This is a genomic window from uncultured Roseobacter sp. (genome assembly GCF_947495275.1).
Classification (GTDB): Bacteria; Pseudomonadota; Alphaproteobacteria; order Rhodobacterales; family Rhodobacteraceae; genus Roseobacter.
The window spans coordinates 604,718-628,984 of the sequence record NZ_CANLYL010000002.1; the positions used below are offsets into that span (position 1 = coordinate 604,718).

The window sequence follows — 24,267 nt, forward strand, 5'->3', positions numbered from 1 at the left end:
AATTCGCGATTTGGGAACGAGCAAGGCATGGGTCTCCGCCAACGAACAATTGGGTGCAACCATGCCTGAACCTTTGGTGTTGTTGCCCGGGATGATGTGTGACGCCCGGCTTTTTGGCCCTCAGATTGCGGAACTATCGTCCGACGTGGCGGTGATGACTGCCCCGATCACCCAAGGAGAGCGGATCGAGGAAATTGCGTCGGGGCTGCTGGACCAATTGCCCGCCCGTTTTGCGCTTGCGGGGCTTAGCATGGGCGGTATCGTTGCCATGGAGATATTACGGCGCGCGCCTGACCGTGTATCGCGAATTGCCCTGCTGGATACGAACCCCCTTGCCGAAACACCGCAGATCGCGGCCGCTCGCGAACCGCAGATCGTGGCCGCCAGAACCGGGCGCATGTTAGATGTCATGCGTGAGGAGATGAAGCCGAACTACTTGGCACCCGGGCCGCATCAGACCGCCGTTCTCGATCTGGTTATGGACATGGCAGAGACTTTAGGTCCGGAAGTCTTCGTTCGACAATCGCGGGCGTTGCAGAGACGGCGGGATCAGCAAAGCACGCTGCGCAAGTGTAAAATCCCGACACTTATCCTCTGTGGCGCGCATGATGCTCTCTGCCCGGTCAAACGCCATGAATTCATGGCGGAACTGATTCCATACGCGACATTGCGTATTCTGGCGGATTCAGGGCATTTGCCGACACTTGAGCAACCGCAGGAGACCACGAAGGCGATCCGTGACTGGATGGCGCTACCGCTGGTCTTGCGGTAACCGGCTTACGCCGCTGCGTTCTTATTTGCAGGTTTTCTGGGCTTGCGAGAAGGCTTGCCGCTGTTGGCGTCGATGAAATCCAGCACCAGAGGGCGGATATTGCGCCGCCAGCTCTTACCAGCAAATATGCCGTAGTGCCCGGCCCCGACTTCAACGTGGCTGGCTTTTTTGTTGTCTGGCAGCCCCGTGCAGAGATCCAAAGCCGCAATGCACTGACCGGGGGCAGAAATATCGTCTTTCGAGCCTTCGACGGTTTTGACCGCGACGGTTGTGATCTTGCCGATATCGACCATCTTGCCGCCAACCGAGAACGCGTTCTTGGCAATCTCGCCATTTTTGAAAATGCGCTCGACTGTGCTGAGATAAAATTCCGCGGTCATATCCATCACCGCAAGATATTCGTCATAGAACTTGTTGTGCTTGTCGTGATCGCCAGCCTCACCACGTGCCACGCGACCGATTTGATCGGTAAAGGCCTTGGCATGCGTTTCCGCATTCATTGAAATGAAGGAGGATAGTTGCAACAGACCCGGGTAGACCATACGCCCGACGCCTGGATACTTGAACCCCACGCGTTGGATCATCAGTTCTTCCAGCTGACCCATCGTAACCCGGTGACCAAAATCCGTCACATCGGTTGGCGTGGCGTTGGGGTCAATCGGACCGCCGATCAGTGTCAGGCTGCGCGGCTGGGCTTTGGGATCTTCTTCAGCCAGATAAGCGGTTGCGGCCAATGTCAGTGGCGCGGGCTGACACACGGCGATCACATGAGTGTCGGGTCCCAGCTCGCGCATGAAATCAACCAGGTAAAGCGTGTAGTCTTCGATATCGAACTTACCCGCGCTGACTGGAATGTCGCGGGCATTGTGCCAATCCGTGATATAGATGTCAGCATCCGGCAAAAGGCTGATCACGGTCGACCGCAGCAGGGTCGCATAGTGCCCGGACATTGGCGCCACCAGCAAGACCTTCCGATTTGGCACCTCTCGCCCCGGCACGACAAAATGCAGCAAATCACCAAAATCCCGTTCAATCACGATTTCGGTGCTGACAACGTGATCTTGCCCGTCGCTTGATGGTACAGCCGGAATATTCCAGTCCGGCTTTACAATCATGCGCTGAAAGGTTCGCTCGGTGACTTCACCCCAGGCGCGCATCCACGCAAATCCGGGATTTGGAATCATGGAGAAAGCCGGATATGCTCCCATTGCGAGCGCTGTCGCGCCGAGCCATTGGTTCGTGTTGCGAACAGTCTCCATCAGGTCGTATGTAGCCATATAGCGCATAGGGGTCTCCTTGTTACAATCCGGGCGCACCGGTACATGCAGTCGCTCGGCCCCCTGAAGCTAACGACATTATGCTGCAACTGCGAACATACGAGGGAAAGGTTAACATGACAACACATTCTGACGGTGACGTGATCCCTTCCGGCGAGACGCTGGAAAGAATGACGGAAAATCTCAAAAAAGTTGAGGAACTGTCGGCACGTTTGCAGCGGGTTTTGACCCATCGTCAAACACATAACGCGGCCCTGGATGGACCGAATCAGGAGTTGTTCGGACGCGCGGCGCAAGCCTATTGGACGGAGGTGGTGAATAATCCGGCCAAGGTTTTTGAGCACCAGATGTCCTATTGGTCCGATACGATGAAGCAGTTTGTGCAAGCGCAGCAGGAATTGTCCAAGGGTAATTTGAGCGCGCCTGAAGACCCGGGCCCGAAGGATCGCCGCTTTGCCAACCCTCTTTGGGACACGCACCCCTATTTCAACTATATCAAGAAGCAATATCTTATTAATGCGGAAGCGCTGCAGACTGCCGTCGATGATGTGACGGAACTTGATCCGGCTGAAAAAAACCGCCTGACCTATTTCTCCCGTCAGATCGTTGACATGATGTCGCCGACGAATTTCCTGGCGACCAACCCGGATGCATTGGAAAAAGCGATTGAGACCGAAGGCCAAAGCCTTGTTCAGGGGTTGGAGAACCTGATCAATGATCTGGAGGCCAACAAGGGCGAGTTGGTCGTGAAACTGGCCGACGAATCCGCCTTTGAGTTAGGTCGCAACATCGCGACGACGCCCGGCAAGGTGATTTTCCGCAACCGCATGATGGAGCTTATCCAGTACGCGCCCAGCACCGAAGAAGTTCATAAGACGCCCCTGGTGATCTTTCCGCCCTGGATCAACAAATACTACATTCTCGATCTCAAGGCGCAGAACAGTCTGGTGAAATGGCTCGCAGATCAAGGGTACACCGTCTTCATGGTCTCCTGGGTGAACCCGGACCCGACATACCGGGATATTGGGATGGAGGACTACATCGAAGACGGCTATTTGAGAGCCATCGACGAGATCAAACAGATCACGGGCGAAAAGCAGGTCAATGCGGTTGGTTATTGCATCGCCGGCACGACATTGTCGCTTACCCTTTCGCTCATGAAACAGCGCGGCGACAAATCTGTGAAATCGGCGACGCTTTTCACGGCGCTGACAGATTTTTCGGATCAGGGGGAATTCGCACCCTTCCTGACCAACGATTTCATCGACGGGATCGAAGCGGAAATTGATGACAAGGGGGTTCTGCCCTCGGTGATCATGGCGCGGACGTTTTCGTTCCTGCGGTCAAACGATCTGATCTATGGGCCCGCGATCAAAAGCTACATGATGGGGGAGACGCCACCCGCTTTCGATCTGCTCTATTGGAATGGCGACGGCGCCAACCTTCCGGGCAAGATGTCGAAGCAATATTTGCGCGGTCTTTGTCAGCGCGATGAGCTTGCGCGAGGGGGATTCGAACTGCTGGGCCATAAGCTCAAGCTATCAGATATTGAAATTCCCCTTTGTGCGATCGCCTGCGAGACCGATCACATAGCTGCTTGGAAAGACAGCTATCGCGGTGTCCAGCAGATGGGCTCCAAGGACAAGACATTTATTGTCACGCAATCGGGACATATCGCGGGTATCGTGAATCCACCGACGCGCAACAAATACGGACACTATACCAATCCTGATCTGAGCCTGGATCATGCGGATTGGCTGGAGGATGCGGATTTCACCGAAGGGTCTTGGTGGCCCCGGTGGGAAACATGGTTGAAAAAGCGGTCCGGCAAGATGATTCCCGCACGTATTCCGGGAGATTCGAGCCATCCAGTGCTTTGTGATGCACCGGGTACCTATGTTGCGAAGAAGGCAACACTTTGAAAAATAACAGCTTTAAGTCGCTAGAAAAATAATGCTGCAGTGCAGAAAAAACACTTGAAATGCCGCGCTGCAGCATCTATATCCTTTTGCAGACGCAGAAAGACGGGATGTTCCCGCAAGCGACAAAAGGATTTTCGAGATGACAAAGACACCTGACCTGACCGCCGTATTCAAAGACGTCATGGGCGCATTCCCAGTTGACACAGCTGCTTTTGAAGATGCTTTCAAAACATCTGCGACACTGAACGAAAAACTGTCCGGCGTTGCGCTGACAGCTGCTGAGAAATCCACAGCGATCTCCAGCAAATGGACACAAGAAACTCTGGCCAAACTGGCCGAGATGTCCAAAGCGAAAAAAGAGCCGGTTGACTATGCAAAAGCGATGACCGATTTCGCTTCCGCATATTCCGAAACAGCCGCTGAGCACATGGCAGCTTTCGCAGAAGTTGCGAAAAAAGCGCAAATGGACACAGTTGAGCTGATGATGGCTGCTGGCAAAGACATGAGCGAAGACGCAACTGCTGCTGTCAAAAAAGCGACAACCGAAGCGACTGCTGCTGTCAAAAAAGCTGCAACAGCCAAGTAAGGCGATTTGAGTTTCGCGCTCAATTCCTCCCTGATGAGCGCAAACCAGAAGGGCGGGCTTCCTCAAGCCCGCCCTTTCTTTTTGGAAAACTGTGTCCTAAGCTGCACTGCAGCGCGGGATGAGGGAGAATTCGTGTGGCTACCAAAGACAAACCATTGCTCATCAAGCGATATGCGAGCAGGCGTCTCTACAACACGGAAACCAGCGACTACGTGACACTGGAAGACATCGCCAGCCTGATCCGCGAGGGTCGGGAGGTACAGATTGTCGATCTGAAATCCGGTGATGATCTGACACGGCAGTACTTACTTCAAATCATTGCGGAACACGAAAGCCGTGGCGAAAATGTTCTGCCGGTGGACGTATTGAATGACCTGGTGCGCAGCTACATGACACCGGGCGCCAGCGTGGTGCCACAGTTCCTGCAAGCTTCTTTTGAGATGCTGCGCGATGGCCAGTCCCAGATGATGGACAAGATGAATGCGATGAATCCCATGGCAAAGATGCCGGGGTTCGAGCTGATGCAGGCGCAGCAGCAGGCCTTCATGAAAGCGATGACCGGTGGATTGGGCAATGCGGCTGGCTGGAGCGCACCTGAAGAGGAGAGTGCGGCGGCTGATGGCGAGAGTGGTGAAGACCTTGATGCGATCAAAAAGCAGCTGGCCGAGCTGCAGGACAAATTATCGAAGCTGAAATAGCGTCTACGCGACTTCTGATTTCGGGATTTTTGCCGCACGATCGATCGACGACAAAAGCACATCGGTGACAGCATCAAGCTCGTGCCATTTCAAGCGCACGGGCAATCGCACGTCACAGGCCCGCATCAGCATCGCACGCGTTTGCGGCAATTCCGGCAAATCTTCGATGAATTGCCAGTTCCAGAACGCCCGCGCATTATCGGTGCTTTGCCCAAAGACTTGAACTTTAACGCCAGCGGCGTCCGCCGCTTCCACGAATTTGGCAATCGCAGTATCGTCAATATCCACAAGATTGAACTGGATGCTGTCCGGCGCGCGCTCTTCACCCTCCAATGGGTCTGGAACCTCGATGTAGTTTGACTGATTCAATCGGGCTGCCACGTAGTCATGGTTGCGCCTGCCATCCCGGACACGCCGCGGCAGCTCATCGAGTTGCGGACGAATAAGTGCTGCGGACAGGTTATTCAGACGCAGATTATAGAGAGGCAGTTTGTTTTGGTGGCGCGCGAAAGCCTCTAACAGGACCGGGTGCTTTTTCCAGTTATGCTCATAGGCGCCCGACATGATGATTGCACGCGCGACCAAATCCGCATCATCGGTGATCAGAATGCCGCCTTCGCCTGCGTTGATCATCTTGTAGGACTGAAAGGAAAAGCACCCGATTTTTCCAAGCGTGCCGATAATACGGCCCCGCCAGATTGTGCCGAGGGAATGGGCCGCGTCTTCGATCACGGGGACATCGGCGGCATTGCACAGGGTCATGATCGCATCCATATCTGACGTGTGCCCGCGCATATGGCTGATGATCACAGCAGAAATCCCCGATTTCAGTTTCTGCGAAAAATCGTCCAGATCGATACGGTAGTTGTCCTTCACTTCGCATAGAACCGGCACGCAATCTGCGTGCACAACAGAGGAGGGCACCGCAGCGAAAGTGAACCCCGGGATCAGGACACGTGCCGCGCTTGGCAGATCAAGCGCTTTGAGCGACAAAAACAGAGCTGCGGAACATGACGAAACCGCCAGAGCATATTTGCTGCCCATCCTTTGCGCGAACTCCGCTTCGAGCAGCGAGACCGGGGCATCTGAGGCGGCGGTATAGCGAAAAAGATCACCGGTTTGCAGCAAGCGGTCGATTTCTGTGCGCGCGGATTCAGGAATGGGTTCCGCAGTGTGCATGTCCGGAAGGTTCATATTTGAATTTCCTTAATGGGAGTTTTGGAAATTCTAAATCAATGGCTGCGCCTATCCAAGTGAATCTTTCGTAACAGCGAGAATTCACAGACCAAGCCGATCCCGGAGAGCGTACCAACTCATGGCCAGCACCAGCAGAGGCGTGCGCAAAGCACCACCGCCGGGGAATGCGGGTGTGGGAATAGCGGCCATGGTGTCAAAGCCATCTGTCTCGCCGATCACGGCGCTGGCCATCAACTGACCGGCATGGGTGGCGGTGCCGACGCCGTGGCCTGAATAGCCTGACGCGGACAGAACGTTGGGGCCAATCCGCGCCAGATAGGGAAAGCGTTTCATCGTGATGCCGAGGGTGCCACCCCAAGCATAGTCGATTTTGACGTCCTTCAGGTGCGGGAAAACGATCCCCATCGGCTTGCGGACCACCGATGCGATGTCCGACGGGAAACGATAGCCATAACTTTCACCGCCGCCAAAGAGCAAACGTTTGTCATGCGAGAGCCTGAAGTAATTGACGACAAATCGGCTGTCGGCCACGGCAACATCACGCGTCAGAACCTCGCTGGTGCGCGTGCCCAAGGGCTCCGTTGCCACGATGAAATTGTTGATGGGCATCACGCGCGCGGAGACGGAAGGTGCCAGCGAAGACAAATAGCCGTTGCAGGCAAGGATCACATGATCGGCCACTACCCGGCCTGCGTCCGTGCGCAATGTGGCGGGTGTTCCGTGATCCAGATGATGTACGCAGGAGCGTTCAAATATCTGGACGCCCGCGGATTTTGCCGCGCGCGCAAGGCCCAAGGCATAGGCCAAAGGATGCAGATGTGCTGCACCCATATCGAGCAGGCCGCCTTTGTAATCGGGGGAGGGGCACAGCGCGTGGCACGCATCGGCGGTCAATGTCTCTATCTGGTCGTACCCGTAGTGATCCTGCAAATGGGCTGCATAGTCGTGCAGATGCGCCACATCCGCCTTGGTCGAACCGGTCCAGGCCACGCCGGGTTTCAGGTGACAGTCGATTGCATGCTCCGCGATCAGCGATTTCACAAGCGCTTTGGCATCTTCGCCGAGATCCCACAGGGCGCGCGCAGGTTCGTTTCCGACCATGGTTTCAAGCCCTTGCTGATCGACACGTTGCCCGCTGCCCAACTGCCCGCCGTTGCGCCCCGAGGCGCCGAAGCCGACACGGTGCGCCTCCAACACCACAACACGCCGACCCGCCTGCGCCAGATGCAAAGCCGCCGAAAGCCCGGTATAGCCCGCGCCGACAACGCAGACATCTGCCGTGATCTCGCCTTTCAGGCTGTCAAAGGGCGGCAATGACGGCGTGCTGGCGGCATACCAACTGGGCGGATAGTGCCCGGATTTGTCATTGGCAAAGAGCAGGTTCATTGCAAAGAGGCCTTTTGGGGTCACTTATTGCGGCGTCCGGGATCACACATTCAGCAACAGATGCTCACGCTCCCAGGGCGATATGACTTGCAGGAATTCATCATATTCCGCGCGTTTCACAATGGAATAGACGCGGGCGAATTCGGGCCCGAGCACCGCGTGCAAATCGGTTGCCTGCTCGAAAAGATCCAGAGCCGAGCCCAGAACACGCGGGATATCCCCGTCACCGTCATAAGCGTCGCCCTTAAATTCGGCGGCGGGGTTTTCACCTTTTGTCAGCCCCAGATAGCCGCAGGCCAGACTGGCCGCGATGCCGAGGTAGGGGTTGCAATCCATGCCCGCCAGCCGGTTTTCGACGCGTCGGGCCGATGGGCCGGAAAGTGGGATGCGAATGCCGGTGGTGCGATTGTCACGCCCCCATTCGAGGTTGATGGGCGCCGCATGATCTTTGACGTAGCGACGATAGCTGTTCACGTAAGGCGCAATGACGGCAAGGGCGGCGGGCATGTGGTTTTGCAGCCCGGCAATGAAATGCTGAAATGCGTCCGTTTCACCGGCATCCTCGTCGGAAAAGATGTTCGCGCCGGTCTCGGTATCGAGCACCGAATGGTGAATGTGCATGGCACTGCCGGGCTCGTCAGCAATGGGCTTGGCCATGAAAGTGGCAAAACAGTCGTGGCGCAGGGCGGCTTCGCGGATCAGCCGTTTGAAATAAAAAACCTCGTCTGCAAGCCTGACCGGATCGCCATGGCGTAGGTTGATCTCCAACTGGCCAGCGCCGCCTTCCTGGGTGATGCCGTCAATCTCGAACCCCTGGGCTTCGGCAAAATCATAGATGTCGTCGATCACGGGACCAAATTCATCCACCGCCGTCATCGAATAGGCCTGACGCGCCGCGGCAGGGCGTCCGGACCGGCCCATCATGGGTTTGATGTCATGCGCCGGGTCGAGGTTACGCGCGACCAAAAAGAACTCCATTTCCGGGGCCACCACAGGTTCCCACCCCTTGTCGCGATAGAGCTGGCACACACGCTTCAACACATTGCGCGGGCTGAAGGGCACAGGCACATCGGCGCGGTCGTACGCGTCATGGATGACCTGCAATGTCCAGTCGCCGGTCCAGGGCGCAGCCGTGGCCGTGCTCATATCCGGCTTGAGGATCATGTCCTTTTCGATGAAGCCATCCTCGCCTGCGGCCTCGCCCCAATCTCCGGTGATGGTCTGGTAGAAAATACTGTCTGGCAGATGGAAATAGTCTTGCCGCGCGAATTTGGAGGCAGGCACCGCCTTGCCACGCGCGATGCCGGGCAGATCAGAGATGATGCATTCTACTTCGTCCAGCCGCCGCCCCTCAAGATAAAGCTGTGCTGCAGCGGGCAGGTTTTGCGTCCAATCGGCCATCAGGCCCTCTCTTTCTTGAAAAATGCCGCCATCTTTCGGGCGACCAGATCGCTATCCGTTGGGTGCGCCAAGAGGTCCGTGGCACTGGCCAGAAGGGCGTCCGGCACCAGACCTTTTCCGCGCGTCCGGATCAGCCCGTCGATAAAATCCGCGCCGTATTCCGGATGCGGCTGGATCGTCCAGATGCGATCCCCGTAGAGCAGGCCTGCATGTTGACAAAAATCGCTGCGCGCAATCGTCTGGGCGGTTGCGGGTTTTTCGACAACCTGATCCTGATGCCAGGCGTTGATGGCGACGGATTTGCCATCCATCTCGTATTCCGTGCGCCCCACGGACCATCCACCCGAGAACTTTTCAACCCGCCCGCCCATGGCCTGCGCAATGATCTGATGGCCGAAACACACGCCGATCATCGGGCGATTGGCGTCGTAGGCTTCGCGAATGAAATCCTCCAGCGGCGGTATCCAGTCGTGATCTTCATAAGCGCCGTGTTTTGAGCCGGTAATCAGCCAGCCATCCGCATCCGTCACACTGTCCGGGAAGATGCCGTCCACAACGGGCCAGCCCTGAAAGGTGAAACCGTGGCCTTGCAGCAGACGTTCAAAATACTGGTCATAGGTACCGCCCTGCATCAGTTCATCGGGCGGATGGCCTGTTATAAGAATGCCGATTTTCATGGCTACACCGTGTCCAGATAAATGATGACCTGTTCGCTCGGGCTGAGCTCCTGCATGTAGTGCACCTCCTGCCGCTTGGTCAGCACAAGATTGCGGATCAGATCACGCGGAAAAATCCGTGCAATTTCGGGGCTGGCTTCAAACGCGTCGATGGCGGATGTCCAGTCACCGGGTATCTGCGGCAAATCCGCCGCATAGGCGTTACCGGTGATCGGTTCCGGCGGCTCCTGCGCATCCTCGATCCCGTTGATGGCCGCCCCCAGAACTGCCGCCAGCATCAGATAAGGGTTCACGTCGCCCCCGGCCACACGGTGTTCGATCCGGCGCGCGGCGGGGCTTCCCGACGGGATGCGGATCGCGGATGTGCGATTTTCATAGGCCCAGCTTACGCCGGTGGGTGCATGGCTGCCGGGCACCATCCGGTCAAAACTGTTGGCATGCGGGGCAAAAATCAGCGCGGAACCGGGCATGGCCTTCAGACACCCTGCCACCGCATGGCGCAGCATATCCGTGCCTTCCGCGCCGCCGTTATCGAACACGTTGTTGCCTTCCGCGTCGATCACCGAAAAATGCATGTGCAGACCGGAGCCGGAATAATCCTCATAGGGTTTGGCCATGAAACTCGCAGCAAACCCATGTTTGCGGGCCATGCCCTTGACCAGCATTTTGAAGAGCCAGGCGTCATCAGCGGCGCGCAGCGCATCATCGCAATGCATCAGGTTGATCTCGAACTGACCAAGGCCCGCTTCGGAGATCGCCGTGTCCGCTGGAATGTCCATTTCTTCGCAGGCGTCATAGAGATCGGTGAAAAACGTGTCGAATTGATCCAACGCGCGCAGCGACAGAATTTCACCGGCGACGCGGCGTTTTCCGGAACGGGGCGAGGGGGGGACCTGCAGATTGCGCCCGGAATCGTCGATCAGGAAAAACTCAAGCTCGAACGCACAAACAGGGGTCAGCCCGCGCGCCTTGTACCGCTCCAATACAGCGCGCAGGGCATGGCGCGGATCACCCTCATAGGGGCGACCGTCTTCGTGAAACATCCAGATCGGCAACAACGCTGTGGGTGCATCAAGCCAGGGCATCGGCATAAAGCCGCGTTCCGTGGGTTTGAGCACGCCGTCCCTGTCGCCGCTTTCAAACACCAGTGGGCTGTCGTCGATGTCTTCGCCCCAGATGTCCAGATTGAGCACCGACATGGGAAAGCGCGTCCCGTCTTCGACGGCCTTATCCGCAAATCGCGACGGGATACGCTTGCCGCGTGCCTGTCCATTCAGATCGGATGCGGCCACACGAATGGTGCGGACCTGAGGGTTCTTGCGGAGCCAGTTCTTCATAGTTCACCAAGCAGGTGGGCTGGCAAAAAGGCGCGTGTGCCTGACCCATGGCCAGCGCCACGGATAATTTGATCAAATTATGGATACTACCGGATCAGGTTCGGGCGCAACCTCAATTTGCGCCGCATGTTTTGCGGCAGATGGCGGTTGAGCCGTGTGTTGATCAGGCCGAAGAGGCCCACCACCACGAGGGTCAGCAAGATGAAATAGCCCGCAAGGATCGGATAGGGCACGAAGGGGTTGAACGTCTTGTCGGCAAAATAATTCGCGTAATAGAGCGCGTCACCGCGTTGTTGCCAGGCGGGAAACCCGGAGAAAAAGACCAGTGCCGTGGCGTGAAACAGGAAAATGGCCTCGTTGGTGTAGGCAGGCCAGGCGAGCCGCAGCATGGTTGGCCAGATCACCCGTTTGAAACGCGACCAGCCGGACATGCCGTAAGCATCTGCGGCTTCGGTGTCACCTTTGGGGATCGACAAGAGCGCACCGTAGAAGATTTCAGCGGAATAGGCTGCGGTGTTCAAAAACAGAACGATCAGCGCGCCCAGCCAGGCGGCGGTGAAAGGGTCAAAAATCGGATAGACCGATTTCAGGTTCAAAAACAGGAAGTAACCAAAGAAAAACTGGATAAAGAGCGGCGAGCCGCGGAAGATAAAGATGAACCATTGCGCGGGTTTTCGGAAAAGTGCGCGTTTTGATGCCTTGCCCATCGCAAGTGCGGTTGCGAAGAAAAAGCCCAGACACAGCGCCAGAACACCGAAGTAGATGTTCCAGATCATCCCTGATCCGATCAGGGTGAATTGCTGACACAGGGTGAAATCTTCGCGCGGGAGTAGGCGCTCACCATATCCGATGGAGCGCAGTCCATAATCCTGAATGGTTTGCCAGCAACTCATGCAGCGGCCTTTCGCTGGGCTTCACCACCGGCGGTCGCTTGTCCTCGCGTGAGCCGTGCCATCAGTTTTTCCAGAGCCACTTCCGAGATGCGGGTGAAGATCAGATAAAAGACGAGGAGCGCCAGAAAATACCACATGCGCCAGTCGCCATGCGGATAGTCGGTGAAGCGGGGTGTTTTGGTGCCGCCAAGCTCACGCGCCCAGTAGACGATGTCTTCGACACCCAAAAGAAATAGCAAAGGTGTGGCTTTGATCAAAACCATCCAGAGATTGGACAGCCCGGGCTGGGCATAGACCCACATCTGGGGCACCAGTACACGCCAGAAAGCCTGGCGCTGTGTCATCCCATAGGCTTCCGCCGTCTCCAGTTGCGCGCGCGGGACGGCCCGCATCGCCCCGAACAGCACGTTGGCCGCAAAAGCGCCAAAAACGATGGCAAAGGTCAGGACGGCCAGCGAAAATCCGTAGGTCTCATGCACCCATTGCGGGGCATTGCCCAGCGGCATCTTGGCTGCCTGACAAACGACGAAATCATTGCCCTGCCGGATCGGTTCGGACCAGTCCGGGCAAAGCGCTTTGTGCCGCAGATATTCAATGGCCTGATCCAGCGCGATGACAAAAAACAAAAAGAAGGCGATGTCAGGGACACCGCGCACAATGGCAATGTAAGTTTTGCCAAACCAGCGCAGCGGTGCCACGTGAGATCGGGCAGCGGAGGCACCACCAAATCCAAAAAGCAGGGCGACGGGCGCGGTAATGGCAAGCAACAGCAGCACTGTGAAGACGGACGTATAGATCGCCATGTGCTTGCCCGTGGTCAGGTAACACGCTGTCCACCGCCAATCTGTCAGGACGCTTGGGTCTGTACAAAAACTAAAGATAATGGCCTCGTTGGGCTAACGGGGGCGGCAATGCGCCGCCCCTACGATCACATCAGAACTGTGCGAGTTCCGGCAACCATTTGCCGATCAATTCGTTTAGCGATCCATCTTCTTTCATGGAAATGATTGCGGCGTTGAATTTCTCTTTCAGCTCCGTGTCGCTTTCACGAATACCCAAGCCGATGCCGCCGCCAATCATGACGTCTTTCTCAAGCATCATCAGATCGGCGTCCGCGTTTGCGATTTCCAGAAGGAAGGATTTATCGGCAAGCACCGCGTCCGCTTCGCCGTTCTTGACCGCTGCGACCGTTTCTTCGGGTGTCGCGAATTCCACAAGCGTTGCCGAAGACGCTGCAATATGGCTGGCCTGAATTGTATTGGCCTGCGCCGCGATGACACCGTTGTCTACATCGGCGTCAGCAGAGGTCGCCAAATATCCGGAAGGATCCGGCAGAGTGTATTGCTCTGAGAAATCAATGACTTCGTCGCGCTCATCGGTCACGGACATGCCCGCGATGATCACGTCGTAGTTGCCGGAGACGAGATTGGGGATGATGCTGTCCCACTCGTTGGTGACCCACTCGCAGGTCAGTTCCGCGCGTTTGCACAGCTCGTCGCCCAATTCACGCTCAAAGCCGTCAACCTCGCCGGCATCGTTGATGAAGTTATAGGGAGGGTAGGCGCCCTCCGTGCCCATGCGGATCGTTTTGGCGTGACCGTCGGCCATCGCCATACCAGCCGTCAGCGCAAAGGCCGCTGTGGTCAGGATAATGGATTTCATTTTTGATACTCCCATTTGGTTTTTGATTTTTGGGTTTACGCTGCATGGGTTGCCGAGAGGAACCCCCGCAATCGTTCTGATTTGGGCGCGCCGAAAAGCGTCTCGGGTGAGCCCTGTTCTTCGATCAGGCCTTGATGCAGAAAGACCACGTGGTCGGACACATCAGCGGCCAGCTTCATATCGTGCGTCACGATGATCATGGTGCGACCCTCACTCGCCAGGTCTTTGATGACCTTGATAACTTCCTGCTCCAGTTCCGGGTCCAGCGCCGAGGTGGGCTCGTCGAACAAAAGCGCCTCGGGTTCCATGCACAGACCGCGGGCGATGGCGGCACGTTGTTGTTGTCCGCCGGACAATTGGGCGGGGTAAACGTCACATTTGTCGCCGATACCAACTTTATCCAGATAGCCACGCGCAGCTTTCTCGACATCCGCGCGGTCACGTTTCAGAACGGTGAGGGGGGCTTCCATCACGTTTTGCAGAATGGACATATGCGCCCAAAGATTGAATTGCTGAAAGACCATCGAGAGGTTGGTCCTGATGCGCAGGACCTGCTCCGCGTCGGCTGGCCGCCGGTTATGACCGTCGCCGTGCCAAGCAACCGGTTCCCCTTTGAAAAGGATTTCGCCCTGTTGGCTATCCTCAAGGAGATTGCAACACCGCAGCAATGTGGATTTACCGGAGCCTGAAGATCCGATAAGCGAAATCACGTGGCCTTTTGGCGCGGTAACGCTGACACCCTTTAGCACTTCCAACTGGCCGTAAGCCTTGTGCAGGTTTTTGATCTCGATAACCGGTGGTTGAGTGCTCAAGGCGCGTATCTCTTTGTTGATTCAAGGCGGTATAAGGGGTCAATTTTGTACGTTTTGCAACGCGGAATGCTGCAAAAGACCAATTCCTTTCGGAAAGAGCGCGGAATCTGACGCCCTCGGGTTGAATTTATGCAGGCGGCAACGGTTCCGCGAGGTATTCAGAGGCAGGAATCCGGACGATCCCTTTGAGAAGCAACCTGGCTCTGTCCCGCGCTGAAAGAGCGTCAATCGCTGCTTTGATGATCGGGAAGAGGTGATCTGCGTCCCTTCGCAGCGACGTGATATACGGGAGGCCCGGCGTCGGGCGGGTGGACAGAAGGACACGCAACCGCCGGGGCAAAGGATGTTCGCGTTTGATCAGCGACCAGGTTACAGCATCCAGTGCGGCAATATCGGCGCGCCCATCAGCGACCGCTTGGGCAGAAAGAAAATGGCCGCCGGTATCCAGCACATTATCGGCAAAGCTGAAACCGATGCCCTGTTCTGCAAGATGCCCTTCGATGGCGGCCCATCCTGACTGGGAGCGTACGTCGTTGCGTGCCAGGGTGGTGCCAGCGAAATCTTGCAGGGTGCGGCGCGGGTCGTTCGCGCGGATCACGACATATGATTTGTAATATCCAGGCGGGCACCCGCGAACACCGTAGTCGGGCGTGCCGACCAGCGACACCTTGTCATGCAAGACGCTTCGGAAGGGGAGGCCGCAAGTTTGTGACAGGATGAGATTTGGGTTTTCCCAAGTGTCATGCGGATCTGAGACGCGGTCGAGTGCCTCGGGGCCTTCACCAAGCGTTTCTCTGATCAACGCCCAGAACCTGTCGTTTGCCGCCCGAGTTGTGGGCGTGTCGTACATCGGCAGGCTGGCCGTCATGAAGTGCCGTCGATGGCCTGCCTTGCGAGGGCGGAATCGCGATCACTGACGCCAAGAAAGTTGGTCACCATACGCACCAGTGCGTCTTCTTCCTGCGCACGCGTGCCATCGGCCAAAACAACCTGCCAAAGCGCCTGCACAACCGCACGACGGTCTTCATAGGGCACCGCTTCCTTGATCGCGCGGGTGAAGCGCACCGTGTCAGGGGCTTCCGCTTCCAGGGCTTCGGCCTCTGCGCGCAAAGCGCTGGTCGCTCCTGGCCCGAGACCATAGCGATGTGCGTTGATCAGGTCGATACGCTCCTTTTCACGCAGGCTGTAATCGTTATCGGAGCGCGCAATGCGCACCAACAATGCAGTGAGGGCAAGGCGGGCATCCTCATCGGGAAGCTCGGTAGGGTCCGGCTGGGTCAAGCGTCTTAGAAAATCTGCAAACATGACGGCGATATAGTTGGATTTGGTGCCGCTGCCAATATCACTTTCGCTCTAGTGCGTTTTGGCGGGCAGCAACGATGTCGGCATCGGTCAACCCCAATGCTGTTTCAATGGCCAGCAATTGCAGTTCTTCGCCTTCGTCGCGTTCACCATCGGCTAAGGCGACGGACCACATGGCATCCGCGAGCGCCCTACGGTCGCTGTAGGCGACCTCATCGCGCAGAATTTGGGCGAACTCCGGCGTACCCGGCGCATGACGTTCAAGGGCCTCGCAGGTCGCGCGCAACTTGGCGGCTTCCAGTGGTTTCAGGTCAAAAGTCGCGGCCAGTATCTTGTCGATTTGACCGACCTCTGAGGCCTGATAGTTCTTGTCTGCAAGGGCAACGCGCACAAGCAGCGCACCAAGAGCCAGTTGCGCATTCGGTTGCGGCAGGGGTTTTGGATCGGGTTTTCTGCGGGGGAAGAGACGTTCAAACATGTGGGCTTAACTAAGTTCCCGGTTTTTTCCGAAGCGGAGGTTATCGAGGGCAAGCCCCTGTGGATCGGTATTGGTAATCACGACACCGGCGATATCGGCCTCTCCGGTGGACCGGATGAAGCCAAAGGCATGTTCCCCGGCAGGTGGCAGATCCATGGTCATGATCACTGTCCCGTCGCGCCGCAGGAAAACGGCCCGGGCCTGACCTGCTTCGCCACCGCGTAGCTGGAACGAGAGCGCGGATTGATCGTCATCAAACAAAAAAGAAATCGCGCCTTCGCCTTGTGCATGCCGTTTGGGGTAACCAGCGACGCCATAGCCGTTCAAAACATTGTTCCCCTGCAAAAAGACCACGGAAAGGTTCTGACCAGCGGCACCTGGCATCACGGTCAGAGGGGGCAACGCTCTTCCTTCGATCTGATCGTGATCGCCGTCGGGTTCAATTTTTTGCCCGGCAAAACGTTCGCCAAAAATAGCGCCTTCCAGCACCAGCAGATCTGAAACGAGATGTCCGGGGCCCCGGCTCGAATGGGTGTCATCGAAAGTGATGATACGCGTCAGTTGCAGCTCTTCGGGATCGACCAGACAAACTGCGGCGCCGCAGGCAAATGCGGCGCGGCCAAAGGTCAGTAGGATAAACGCCAAGGCAATTCGCATAAGCACATGTTGGCACGCAAATTGATTTCTGCCTAGTCGCGAGTGCGCCTTCGATCCTTGCTATTGCGGAAGTGATTGAAAGCGAGCCGACAGGCGTCGAGCCTCAGCCTCCATGCCATAGGGAGGGTTGATGATGAACATGCCGGAACCGATCATTCGGTGACCGGGTCGCGCAGGCGCGAATGTAACTTCATGTCGAAGGGCTTTTGGATACGACTTCTGTAGGTCGTCGATCATTCCTCGGTGGGCATCGGAGGTCAGGAGGGGGTACCACAGACAGATGACGCCGACGTTCCAGGCGCGTGTGATACGTTTGATATGGCCCGGGATGTCCGTGTAGTCCCCTTTTATTTCATAGCTCGGATCTATCAGCAAAAGCCCCCGCCGCGGCATCGGTGGACACAGCGAATGCGCCAGTTCAAAACCGTCCATGCGATAGCATTTTGCAGAATAGGCGGAGAGAGCGAAGTCGAGTGCGGCATTTTCAGCAGGATGCAGCTCTGCCAGATGTATCTTGTCTTCCGGGCGCAGCAACTGGGCGGCGATCAGCGGAGACCCGGGGTAGCTTTGCGGCCCGTGAACCTGCCGTGTCCGCAAAAGCACCTCCCTCAAGGGATGATCCGATGCAAACCAGTCTGCGGTCTGTGCGATGCCCTGCTGCGCTTCGCCGGTTTTCAACGCCGCCGGGTCATCCAGATCGTAAAGGGCGCGACCGGCATGTGTCTCAATGTATGTGAGTGGTTTGTCCTTGCGTGTCAGATACTTAAGCATCCATGCCAGCAAGCCGTGTTTGTGCACGTCTGCGAGGTTTCCGGCGTGGTAGATGTGTTGATAGCTCAGCATGCGCCCGTGTCTACCGGAACGTCAAAAAGGTGCAACGGATATTGTATTTTTGCGTGACCCGTCTGAATGATCCTGAAAATTGAGAGGTATCTCGCGATGACGGCAAAAACTCAGACCAGCCGGCTTATGTCTTTAGCTGCCCGAACGAAATCCTTGAACAGCGGATGGGGATCAAACGGTTTTGATTTGAGTTCAGGGTGGAATTGCACACCAATAAACCAAGGATGATCCGGCCATTCGACAATTTCGGGCAGCTTGCCGTCAGGGGACATGCCTGAAAAACAAAGCCCTGCCTTTTCCAGCTGATCCCGGTACTTGATATCGACCTCGTAGCGATGGCGATGGCGTTCATCGATGGCCAGCGACCCGTAAACTTCAGCCACGCGCGTGCCTTCTTTCAAAACGGCGTCGTAAGCGCCCAGGCGCATGGTGCCGCCTTTGTCGTCACCCACTTTGCGTGACACTTTTGCATTGCCTTGAACCCATTCCTTGAGGTGGTAAACAACTGGTTCAAAGCGCTTTTTCCCGGCCTCATGGTCAAACTCTTCCGACCCCGCGGTCTTGATATCAGCCACATTTCGTGCCGCCTCGATCACCGCCATCTGCATGCCCAGACAAATGCCAAGATAGGGTACCTTACGCGTTCGGGCGAATTCGGCAGCCTTGATCTTGCCTTCGGTTCCGCGTTCGCCAAACCCGCCGGGTACAAGGATCGCGTGGAACCCTTCCAGGTGCGGCGCCACGTCATCGGCCTGATCGAAAACCTCCGCATCGACCCATTCGACCCGCACCTTGACCCGGTTGGCCATCCCACCATGTGTCAGCGCTTCGGCAATGGATTTATAGGCGTCTTCCAGTTGCGTGTATTTGCCGACGATGGCGATTTTCACCTCACCTTCGGGATTGTGAACGCGGTCGGACACATCGCGCCACACGGTCAGGTCCGGTTTTGGTGCCGGAGAGATATTGAAAGCGTCCAGAACGGCCTGATCAAGGCCCTGTTCATGATAAGCCAGTGGCGCATCGTAGATGGTCTTGAGATCATAGGCCGCGACAACCGCCTCTTTGCGCACGTTGCAAAAGAGCGCTATCTTCTCGCGTTCCTTCTCCGGGATCGGGTGTTCGGACCGACACACCAGAATATCTGGCGCTATCCCGATGCTTTGCAGTTCCTTGACGGAGTGCTGCGTGGGTTTCGTTTTCAATTCGCCGGAGGCGGCCAGATAGGGCAGCAGTGTCAAATGCATGAAGATGCACTGCCCGCGGGGCTTGTCATGCGCAAATTGGCGGATGGCTTCAAAGAACGGTAGGCCTTCGATATCGCCGACGGTGCCTCCGATCTCGCAAAGCATGAAATCCACCTCATCTCCACCAACGTCCAGAAACGCTTTGATCTCATTTGTCACATGCGGGATGACCTGAATGGTTTTGCCCAGGTAGTCGCCGCGACGTTCTTTTTCGAGGACAGTTGAGTACACACGGCCTGAGGAGACGGAATCGCTATTGCGGGCCGCCACGCCGGTGAAGCGTTCATAGTGACCAAGATCAAGATCGGTTTCTGCCCCGTCGTCCGTCACAAAAACCTCGCCATGCTCGAAAGGCGACATGGTGCCTGGATCGACGTTCAGATAGGGATCGAGCTTGCGCAGGCGGACGGAAAAGCCACGGGCTTGCAGCAAGGCGCCCAAAGCCGCAGAGGACAGGCCCTTCCCCAATGACGACACAACACCGCCGGTGATGAAGATATAACGTGCCATGGTCTGATGTGCTCCCGTGCATCTAGGCGGAGTGTGGAAAAGCCGTCCAAAATCACTGCGAAAAACGCAGGTCCACGGGACTTAAGGCTAACAGGATTCGGGGTGCAAAGGCAAGGCTTACCGCAACATGATGTTGCGAAAATTCTTACATCCGCAAGGGGTTGTAGTCAGGATTTAATCTGCGAGTGGTACCAGAGGGACGTCGCTGTCAGGGGAAGGCGGCAAGAGCGTGTCGCCGTCAGGTGCTGCTGGCGTAGCGGTCTCATTCAGCGCAGGCGGGGTCACGCCGAGCCGGTCAACAACTGAAGACCCGGAGGCATTTTCCGCCGCAAAAATGGTCAAAGTGATCGAGGTGCCAATAAACGCGATCGCCAGAAGCCATGTGAGTTTGCCCAGAGCAGTTGCGGCTGCGCGCCCGGACATGGCGCCACCGCCACCACCGCCCATTCCAAGACCGCCGCCTTCGGAGCGCTGCATCAAGACGACAGCGATCAGGCTCAGCGCCAGAATGAGATGGACGATCAGGATGACGTTTTCCATTAAGGACCTACGGGTTTGAATTGGCTCTGGGGGTATCTAGGCAAGTTTGCTCCGGCTCGCAAGGGAGGATTACCTCGAATTCGCTCGCTTTGCACAGGTCAAGACCGCCGCCTGCGTATCATCCGGGCGACGGTCTGTCGAAGCTACTCTCTCTCGCGCGCAGACTAAGAGGGTTATCCTGGAATTGAGGCGCTGAAGACTCACTTCATGTTCCGACTCATAACACGTTTTGCGGGAAAAATCGCGGTAAAAAACCGGGCTGTGGATAACTCAGGCTGAGAACTGCTGGACAACCGGGAACCTGCATACCAAAACTATCCCATGCCTCATGACCATTCTGACCACCCGCATAGTTTGCTCCCCCCTGATCCGGCGCTTCGCGTCAAAGCACTGGAGACTATACTGTCGCGCAAAGGGTTGATTGACCCCGCAGCGCTCGACGCGATTATAGATACCTATGAAAACAAGATTGGCCCGCGAAATGGGGCGCATGTTGTGGCGCGGGCCTGGCTGGACGCGGATTTCAAAGCGGCGTTACTCAAGGATGCGACGCCCGTTGTCGCTGAGCTCGGATATTATGGTCGGCAAGGCGAACATATGGTTGCTGTCGAGAATACCGATGCGGTTCATAACCTGGTCGTTTGCACTTTGTGCAGTTGCTATCCCTGGCCGCTGCTCGGCATTCCCCCAACTTGGTACAAATCGGACGCCTATCGGGCACGGGTCGTGCGGGAACCGCGCGCTGTTTTGTCGGATTTTGGGGTCACATTGCCTGAAAACACAGCCGTTCGTGTCTGGGACTCGACCGCCGAAGTTCGTTATCTTGTGATCCCGCAACGCCCGGCAGGCAGCGAGGGGCTTGATGAAAGCGGCCTCATGGCCTTGATCACGCGCGACAGTATGATCGGCACGGGACTGGCGGTGAGCCCATGAGCCGCCCACATGACATGGGGGGGCGTTATGGCGACGGGCCAGTTGTCCCGGAGCCCGAAAGCGACATCTTTCACGAGGAATGGCACAAGCGCGCGCTGGCCGTGACGCTTGCAGCCGGGGCTCATGGTGCTTGGAATATCGATGTGTCCCGCCACGCCCGCGAGAGGCTTGCGCCGACAGATTACGCACGCTTTTCCTATTACGAAAAATGGATGGCGGGATTGGCAGATCTGCTGGTCGCCAAGGCATTGGTCAGCGTAGAGGAACTGGCGGGAAGCGACCCGGTGCCAAGTCCAAAGGCGGGCACGACGCTGAAGGTCGAGAATGTCCCGGCGGTGCTGGCAAAAGGCGGACCGGCTGATCGCCCCAGTGACATCGCTCCGAAATTCTACGCGGGGGATGCGGTGAAAACCCGCCGTTTGGCCGCAAATATTCTGGTCGACGGCGGGCACACACGATTGCCTGCATATGCCGCCGGTGCGACCGGTCGAATTCTACGCTACCATGGCACTCATATTCTGCCGGATAGTTCCGCGCATGGTTTGGGTGAAGCACCGGAGCCGCTTTATGCGGTGGCTTTTCCGGCATCGGAGCTTTGGGCACATCCTGAAAATCCTGCCGATGAGGTGGTTTTGGATTTGTGGCAAAGCTATCTGGCTCCGGCATGATGCAGCCGCAGCCCAAATTCTCAGAACCCTGGCATGCACAGGTTTTCGCCCTAACGGTGCATTTGAACGAGGCAGGACATTTCGACTGGCCCGACTGGGCAACCCGGTTCGGAGCCACGCTGAAACAGCATGGCCTGGCCAGGGAGCTCGATGGCGGTGATGATTACTTCGCGGCCTGGCTGGAAACCCTCGAACATTTCCTCGCCAGCATGGGCATGGCCGAGACCCAAGATGTTTTGATGACAAAGCGCGCCTGGGAAGAGGCTTATCTGTCTACGCCCCATGGCGCGCCCGTTCAGCTGCCGGACTAAACCTTGGGCCGCGATGTCAGGCCGGCTTTGTTCATAAACCGCCGCCAGACGCCTTTGCGTGGCAAACGCGGGGCCCATCGTTTTGGTTTTCCGGCCAGCCGGTCAAATTCGTGCATGTCGATGACGCGCTCAGCGCAACCGCAACCTTCGCCAAGACCCACCTTGGCATAGTAGAACTTCTGAAAGTCTTCCGGGCGTTTTGGTTTTCGCGACATAACACATCCAATTTCCAAGGGTTTAGCACAATGCGCGGACGTCAACCAGAACATGGCGCTGGATGGTGGCCGCCACTAGTCGTCGATATCATCCACATCGGATTGACCGGAAACTGCGCGCCGCACGTGGCTCCAGCTCAATCCGATACCCAACACAAAAGAGAGGGTGATAAGACCAAGCCAAACATTCAGGCTTTTGTTGTCCAGACGCAATACGCCAAGATCGTAGAGCACCCAGATCAGCGCGCCAACAATCGCCAGAACCAAGACCATGCCGCCCGCCCCGATGGAGCGCAAAGTAGCACGAAGGTAGATGATGTACCCGACGCAGAGGATCAGCGCGAGCAACACGGCGATTGACAGGTTCATCGACCCGTAATCCCGGACCCAGTTTACGTAGTTGTACTGGGTTGGGTTAAAGGTCAAAGCCAGTAACGTGAAGGCGAAAAACCACCTCGTCAGAAATCCCATCGCTACGCTCTCCGCTCTTTCACCTGCAACGCAGGAAAATATCCGGAGTTGCGAAGGAATGTCTATGGGGGGCAGGCAAGCTTCATTGTTCAAGGGGCGCATTTTCCGGTTTCGCCTTTGCAATGTCGCCGCTATACCAGCGCGGGTTTGAGGCACATCAAAAAGGACCAGCCATGGCAAATGTTGTCGTTGTCGGCGCTCAGTGGGGCGATGAAGGAAAAGGCAAGATCGTGGACTGGCTCTCGGAGCGGGCAGATGTGATCGCCCGTTTTCAGGGGGGGCACAATGCGGGTCACACGCTGGTCATTGACGGTGAGGTTTTCAAACTGAGTTTGCTGCCTTCCGGTATCGTGCGAGGAGGAAAACTCAGCGTCATCGGCAACGGGGTTGTGCTGGACCCTTGGCATTTGGACAGTGAGATCAAAGGTTTGCGTAATCAGGGTGTGGAGATCACGCCGGATACTCTGATGATCGCTGAAAACACGCCGCTGATTCTGCCCATCCACGGAGAGCTGGACCGGGCCCGTGAAGCGCAGAACTCGGTGGCCAAAATTGGCACGACCGGCCGGGGGATTGGCCCTGCCTATGAAGATAAGGTGGGGCGCAGATCCGTGCGTGTTGCTGATCTGGCGGATGAGGCAACGCTTGAACTGCGGGTTGATCGCGCGCTAGTGCACCATGATGCGCTGCGTCGGGGGTTGGGGCTTGAACCGGTGGACCGTGCTGCATTGCTTGAAAAACTGCGCGCCATTGCGCCTGTCGTTCTGGAGTATGCGGCACCTGTCTGGAAGGTCCTGAACGAAAAGCGAAAAGCAGGAAAACGCATCCTGTTTGAAGGCGCTCAGGGGGCGCTGCTGGATATTGATTTTGGCACTTACCCCTTTGTAACCTCGTCCAATGTGATCGCCGGGCAAGCCGCAACCGGCACGGGCATTGGCCCCGGCTCCATCGACTTTGTGCTTGGCATCGTAAAGGCTTACACGACCCGTGTGGGCGAGGGGCCGTTTCCAGCCGAACTTGATGACGCGGACGGTCAACGACTGGGGGAACGAGGTCACGAATTCGGGACTGTGACCGGCCGCAAGCGCCGCTGTGGTTGGTTCGACGCCGTTCTCGTGCGTCAGACATGTGCGACTTCGGGCGTGAACGGAATTGCTTTTACCAAGCTTGACGTGCTCGATGGATTTGACACGTTGAAAATCTGCGTTGGTTACGAACTGGATGGCAAACGCGTGGATTATTTGCCCATAGCTGCCGACCATCAGGCGCGTTGCACGCCCATTTACGAAGAAATGCCGGGATGGCACGAATCCACCGAAGGTGCGCGCAGCTGGGCTGATCTTCCGGCAAATGCGATCAAATACGTGCGTCGCGTCGAGGAGTTGATCAACTGCCCGGTCGCGCTACTCTCTACATCGCCCGAACGCGAGGATACAATTCTTGTGACGGATCCTTTCGCCGATTGAGAAGGT

At 56.8% G+C, this 24,267-nt stretch carries 27 protein-coding genes; 8 read left to right on the forward strand and 19 right to left on the reverse strand.

Features of this window, described 5'->3' with window-relative positions; all coding sequences use genetic code 11:
• Positions 1 to 61: 61 nt before the first annotated feature.
• A complete protein-coding gene (locus Q0802_RS06270) occupies positions 62 to 772 on the forward strand; it encodes an alpha/beta fold hydrolase (RefSeq protein ID WP_298915145.1) in 711 nt (236 codons plus the stop codon).
• A 5-nt stretch (positions 773 to 777) separates the two neighbouring features.
• On the opposite strand, the gene phaZ is transcribed toward Q0802_RS06270, so the two are convergent.
• The gene (gene phaZ, locus Q0802_RS06275) at positions 778 to 2,058 is read right to left on the reverse strand and encodes a polyhydroxyalkanoate depolymerase (protein ID WP_298915148.1); all 1,281 of its coding nucleotides are present in this window, start codon (positions 2,056 to 2,058) and stop codon (positions 778 to 780) included.
• Positions 2,059 to 2,165: 107 nt separating this feature from the next.
• Here phaZ and phaC point away from each other — a divergent pair, with 107 nt between their 5' ends.
• The 3 genes from phaC to phaR all read left to right on the forward strand — a co-directional run bounded on the left by phaC (position 2,166) and on the right by phaR (position 5,255).
• A complete protein-coding gene (gene phaC, locus Q0802_RS06280; protein ID WP_298915151.1) occupies positions 2,166 to 3,971 on the forward strand; it encodes a class I poly(R)-hydroxyalkanoic acid synthase in 1,806 nt (601 codons plus the stop codon).
• A 139-nt stretch (positions 3,972 to 4,110) separates the two neighbouring features.
• Positions 4,111 to 4,557, forward strand: coding sequence for a phasin family protein (locus Q0802_RS06285; protein ID WP_219506643.1), 447 nt, complete (start codon positions 4,111 to 4,113; stop codon positions 4,555 to 4,557).
• Between the two features lie 134 nt (positions 4,558 to 4,691).
• Positions 4,692 to 5,255, forward strand: a complete 564-nt coding sequence (phaR, locus tag Q0802_RS06290; RefSeq protein ID WP_298915161.1) for a polyhydroxyalkanoate synthesis repressor PhaR — start codon at positions 4,692 to 4,694, stop codon at positions 5,253 to 5,255.
• 3 nt (positions 5,256 to 5,258) lie between these two features.
• Here phaR and Q0802_RS06295 read toward each other — a convergent pair whose 3' ends face one another.
• From Q0802_RS06295 to secG, 16 genes are all read right to left on the reverse strand, one after another.
• Entirely contained in the window at positions 5,259 to 6,449 is a 1,191-nt protein-coding gene (locus Q0802_RS06295; RefSeq protein WP_298915163.1) for an aminotransferase class I/II-fold pyridoxal phosphate-dependent enzyme, read from the reverse strand.
• Between the two features lie 84 nt (positions 6,450 to 6,533).
• On the reverse strand, positions 6,534 to 7,838 hold the full coding sequence (locus Q0802_RS06300) for an FAD-binding oxidoreductase (protein ID WP_298915288.1): 1,305 nt from the start codon (positions 7,836 to 7,838) through the stop codon (positions 6,534 to 6,536).
• 42 nt (positions 7,839 to 7,880) lie between these two features.
• The gene (locus Q0802_RS06305) at positions 7,881 to 9,239 is read right to left on the reverse strand and encodes a glutamine synthetase family protein (protein ID WP_298915165.1); all 1,359 of its coding nucleotides are present in this window, start codon (positions 9,237 to 9,239) and stop codon (positions 7,881 to 7,883) included.
• Positions 9,239 to 9,916 (reverse strand): type 1 glutamine amidotransferase, encoded by a 678-nt coding sequence (locus Q0802_RS06310; RefSeq protein WP_298915168.1) that lies wholly within the window; start codon positions 9,914 to 9,916, stop codon positions 9,239 to 9,241. Before Q0802_RS06310 ends, Q0802_RS06305 begins: the two co-directional genes overlap by 1 nt.
• Before the next feature lie 2 nt (positions 9,917 to 9,918).
• A complete protein-coding gene (locus tag Q0802_RS06315) occupies positions 9,919 to 11,253 on the reverse strand; it encodes a glutamine synthetase family protein (RefSeq protein WP_298915171.1) in 1,335 nt (444 codons plus the stop codon).
• A gap of 86 nt (positions 11,254 to 11,339) precedes the next feature.
• Positions 11,340 to 12,146, reverse strand: coding sequence for an ABC transporter permease subunit (locus tag Q0802_RS06320; protein WP_298915175.1), 807 nt, complete (start codon positions 12,144 to 12,146; stop codon positions 11,340 to 11,342).
• Positions 12,143 to 13,027 carry an ABC transporter permease subunit gene (locus Q0802_RS06325; protein ID WP_298915291.1) on the reverse strand — a complete coding sequence of 295 codons (885 nt, stop codon included), beginning with the start codon at positions 13,025 to 13,027 and terminating at the stop codon, positions 12,143 to 12,145. Before Q0802_RS06325 ends, Q0802_RS06320 begins: the two co-directional genes overlap by 4 nt.
• A 52-nt stretch (positions 13,028 to 13,079) precedes the next feature.
• Positions 13,080 to 13,808 carry a transporter substrate-binding domain-containing protein gene (locus Q0802_RS06330; protein WP_298915178.1) on the reverse strand — a complete coding sequence of 243 codons (729 nt, stop codon included), beginning with the start codon at positions 13,806 to 13,808 and terminating at the stop codon, positions 13,080 to 13,082.
• 35 nt (positions 13,809 to 13,843) lie between these two features.
• Positions 13,844 to 14,620, reverse strand: a complete 777-nt coding sequence (locus Q0802_RS06335) for an amino acid ABC transporter ATP-binding protein (RefSeq protein ID WP_298915181.1) — start codon at positions 14,618 to 14,620, stop codon at positions 13,844 to 13,846.
• Positions 14,621 to 14,747: 127 nt separating this feature from the next.
• A complete protein-coding gene (locus tag Q0802_RS06340) occupies positions 14,748 to 15,488 on the reverse strand; it encodes a PhnD/SsuA/transferrin family substrate-binding protein (RefSeq protein ID WP_298915183.1) in 741 nt (246 codons plus the stop codon).
• Positions 15,485 to 15,925: a TerB family tellurite resistance protein gene (locus tag Q0802_RS06345; RefSeq protein ID WP_298915186.1), complete on the reverse strand. Its 441-nt coding sequence runs from the start codon at positions 15,923 to 15,925 to the stop codon at positions 15,485 to 15,487. Before Q0802_RS06345 ends, Q0802_RS06340 begins: the two co-directional genes overlap by 4 nt.
• Before the next feature lie 37 nt (positions 15,926 to 15,962).
• Complete coding sequence (locus Q0802_RS06350) at positions 15,963 to 16,400, reverse strand: TerB family tellurite resistance protein (RefSeq protein ID WP_298915188.1); 438 nt, start codon at positions 16,398 to 16,400, stop codon at positions 15,963 to 15,965.
• A gap of 6 nt (positions 16,401 to 16,406) precedes the next feature.
• Positions 16,407 to 17,045: a hypothetical protein gene (locus tag Q0802_RS06355; protein ID WP_298915190.1), complete on the reverse strand. Its 639-nt coding sequence runs from the start codon at positions 17,043 to 17,045 to the stop codon at positions 16,407 to 16,409.
• A gap of 72 nt (positions 17,046 to 17,117) precedes the next feature.
• Positions 17,118 to 17,900, reverse strand: coding sequence for a 23S rRNA (adenine(2030)-N(6))-methyltransferase RlmJ (gene rlmJ, locus Q0802_RS06360; RefSeq protein ID WP_298915193.1), 783 nt, complete (start codon positions 17,898 to 17,900; stop codon positions 17,118 to 17,120).
• A gap of 110 nt (positions 17,901 to 18,010) precedes the next feature.
• A complete protein-coding gene (locus tag Q0802_RS06365) occupies positions 18,011 to 19,657 on the reverse strand; it encodes a CTP synthase (RefSeq protein WP_298915196.1) in 1,647 nt (548 codons plus the stop codon).
• Between the two features lie 174 nt (positions 19,658 to 19,831).
• On the reverse strand, positions 19,832 to 20,197 hold the full coding sequence (secG, locus tag Q0802_RS06370; RefSeq protein WP_298915199.1) for a preprotein translocase subunit SecG: 366 nt from the start codon (positions 20,195 to 20,197) through the stop codon (positions 19,832 to 19,834).
• Positions 20,198 to 20,518: 321 nt separating this feature from the next.
• On the opposite strand from secG, the gene nthA reads away from it, so the two are divergent.
• The 3 genes from nthA to Q0802_RS06385 are packed head-to-tail and all read left to right on the forward strand — an operon-like array spanning position 20,519 to position 22,109.
• Positions 20,519 to 21,130 (forward strand): nitrile hydratase subunit alpha, encoded by a 612-nt coding sequence (nthA, locus tag Q0802_RS06375; RefSeq protein WP_298915202.1) that lies wholly within the window; start codon positions 20,519 to 20,521, stop codon positions 21,128 to 21,130.
• Complete coding sequence (gene nthB / locus Q0802_RS06380; RefSeq protein ID WP_298915205.1) at positions 21,127 to 21,798, forward strand: nitrile hydratase subunit beta; 672 nt, start codon at positions 21,127 to 21,129, stop codon at positions 21,796 to 21,798. Before nthA ends, nthB begins: the two co-directional genes overlap by 4 nt.
• Positions 21,795 to 22,109, forward strand: coding sequence for a nitrile hydratase accessory protein (locus Q0802_RS06385; protein ID WP_298915293.1), 315 nt, complete (start codon positions 21,795 to 21,797; stop codon positions 22,107 to 22,109). Before nthB ends, Q0802_RS06385 begins: the two co-directional genes overlap by 4 nt.
• Here the strand turns inward: Q0802_RS06385 and Q0802_RS06390 are convergent.
• Positions 22,106 to 22,324, reverse strand: a complete 219-nt coding sequence (locus Q0802_RS06390; protein WP_298915208.1) for a hypothetical protein — start codon at positions 22,322 to 22,324, stop codon at positions 22,106 to 22,108. The two genes, Q0802_RS06385 and Q0802_RS06390, sit on opposite strands and share 4 nt — an antisense overlap.
• Positions 22,325 to 22,399: 75 nt before the next feature.
• Positions 22,400 to 22,795, reverse strand: a complete 396-nt coding sequence (locus Q0802_RS06395; RefSeq protein ID WP_298915210.1) for a DUF6524 family protein — start codon at positions 22,793 to 22,795, stop codon at positions 22,400 to 22,402.
• Positions 22,796 to 22,968: 173 nt separating this feature from the next.
• Here Q0802_RS06395 and Q0802_RS06400 point away from each other — a divergent pair, with 173 nt between their 5' ends.
• Positions 22,969 to 24,261: an adenylosuccinate synthase gene (locus tag Q0802_RS06400; protein WP_298915212.1), complete on the forward strand. Its 1,293-nt coding sequence runs from the start codon at positions 22,969 to 22,971 to the stop codon at positions 24,259 to 24,261.
• Positions 24,262 to 24,267: the final 6 nt, after the last annotated feature.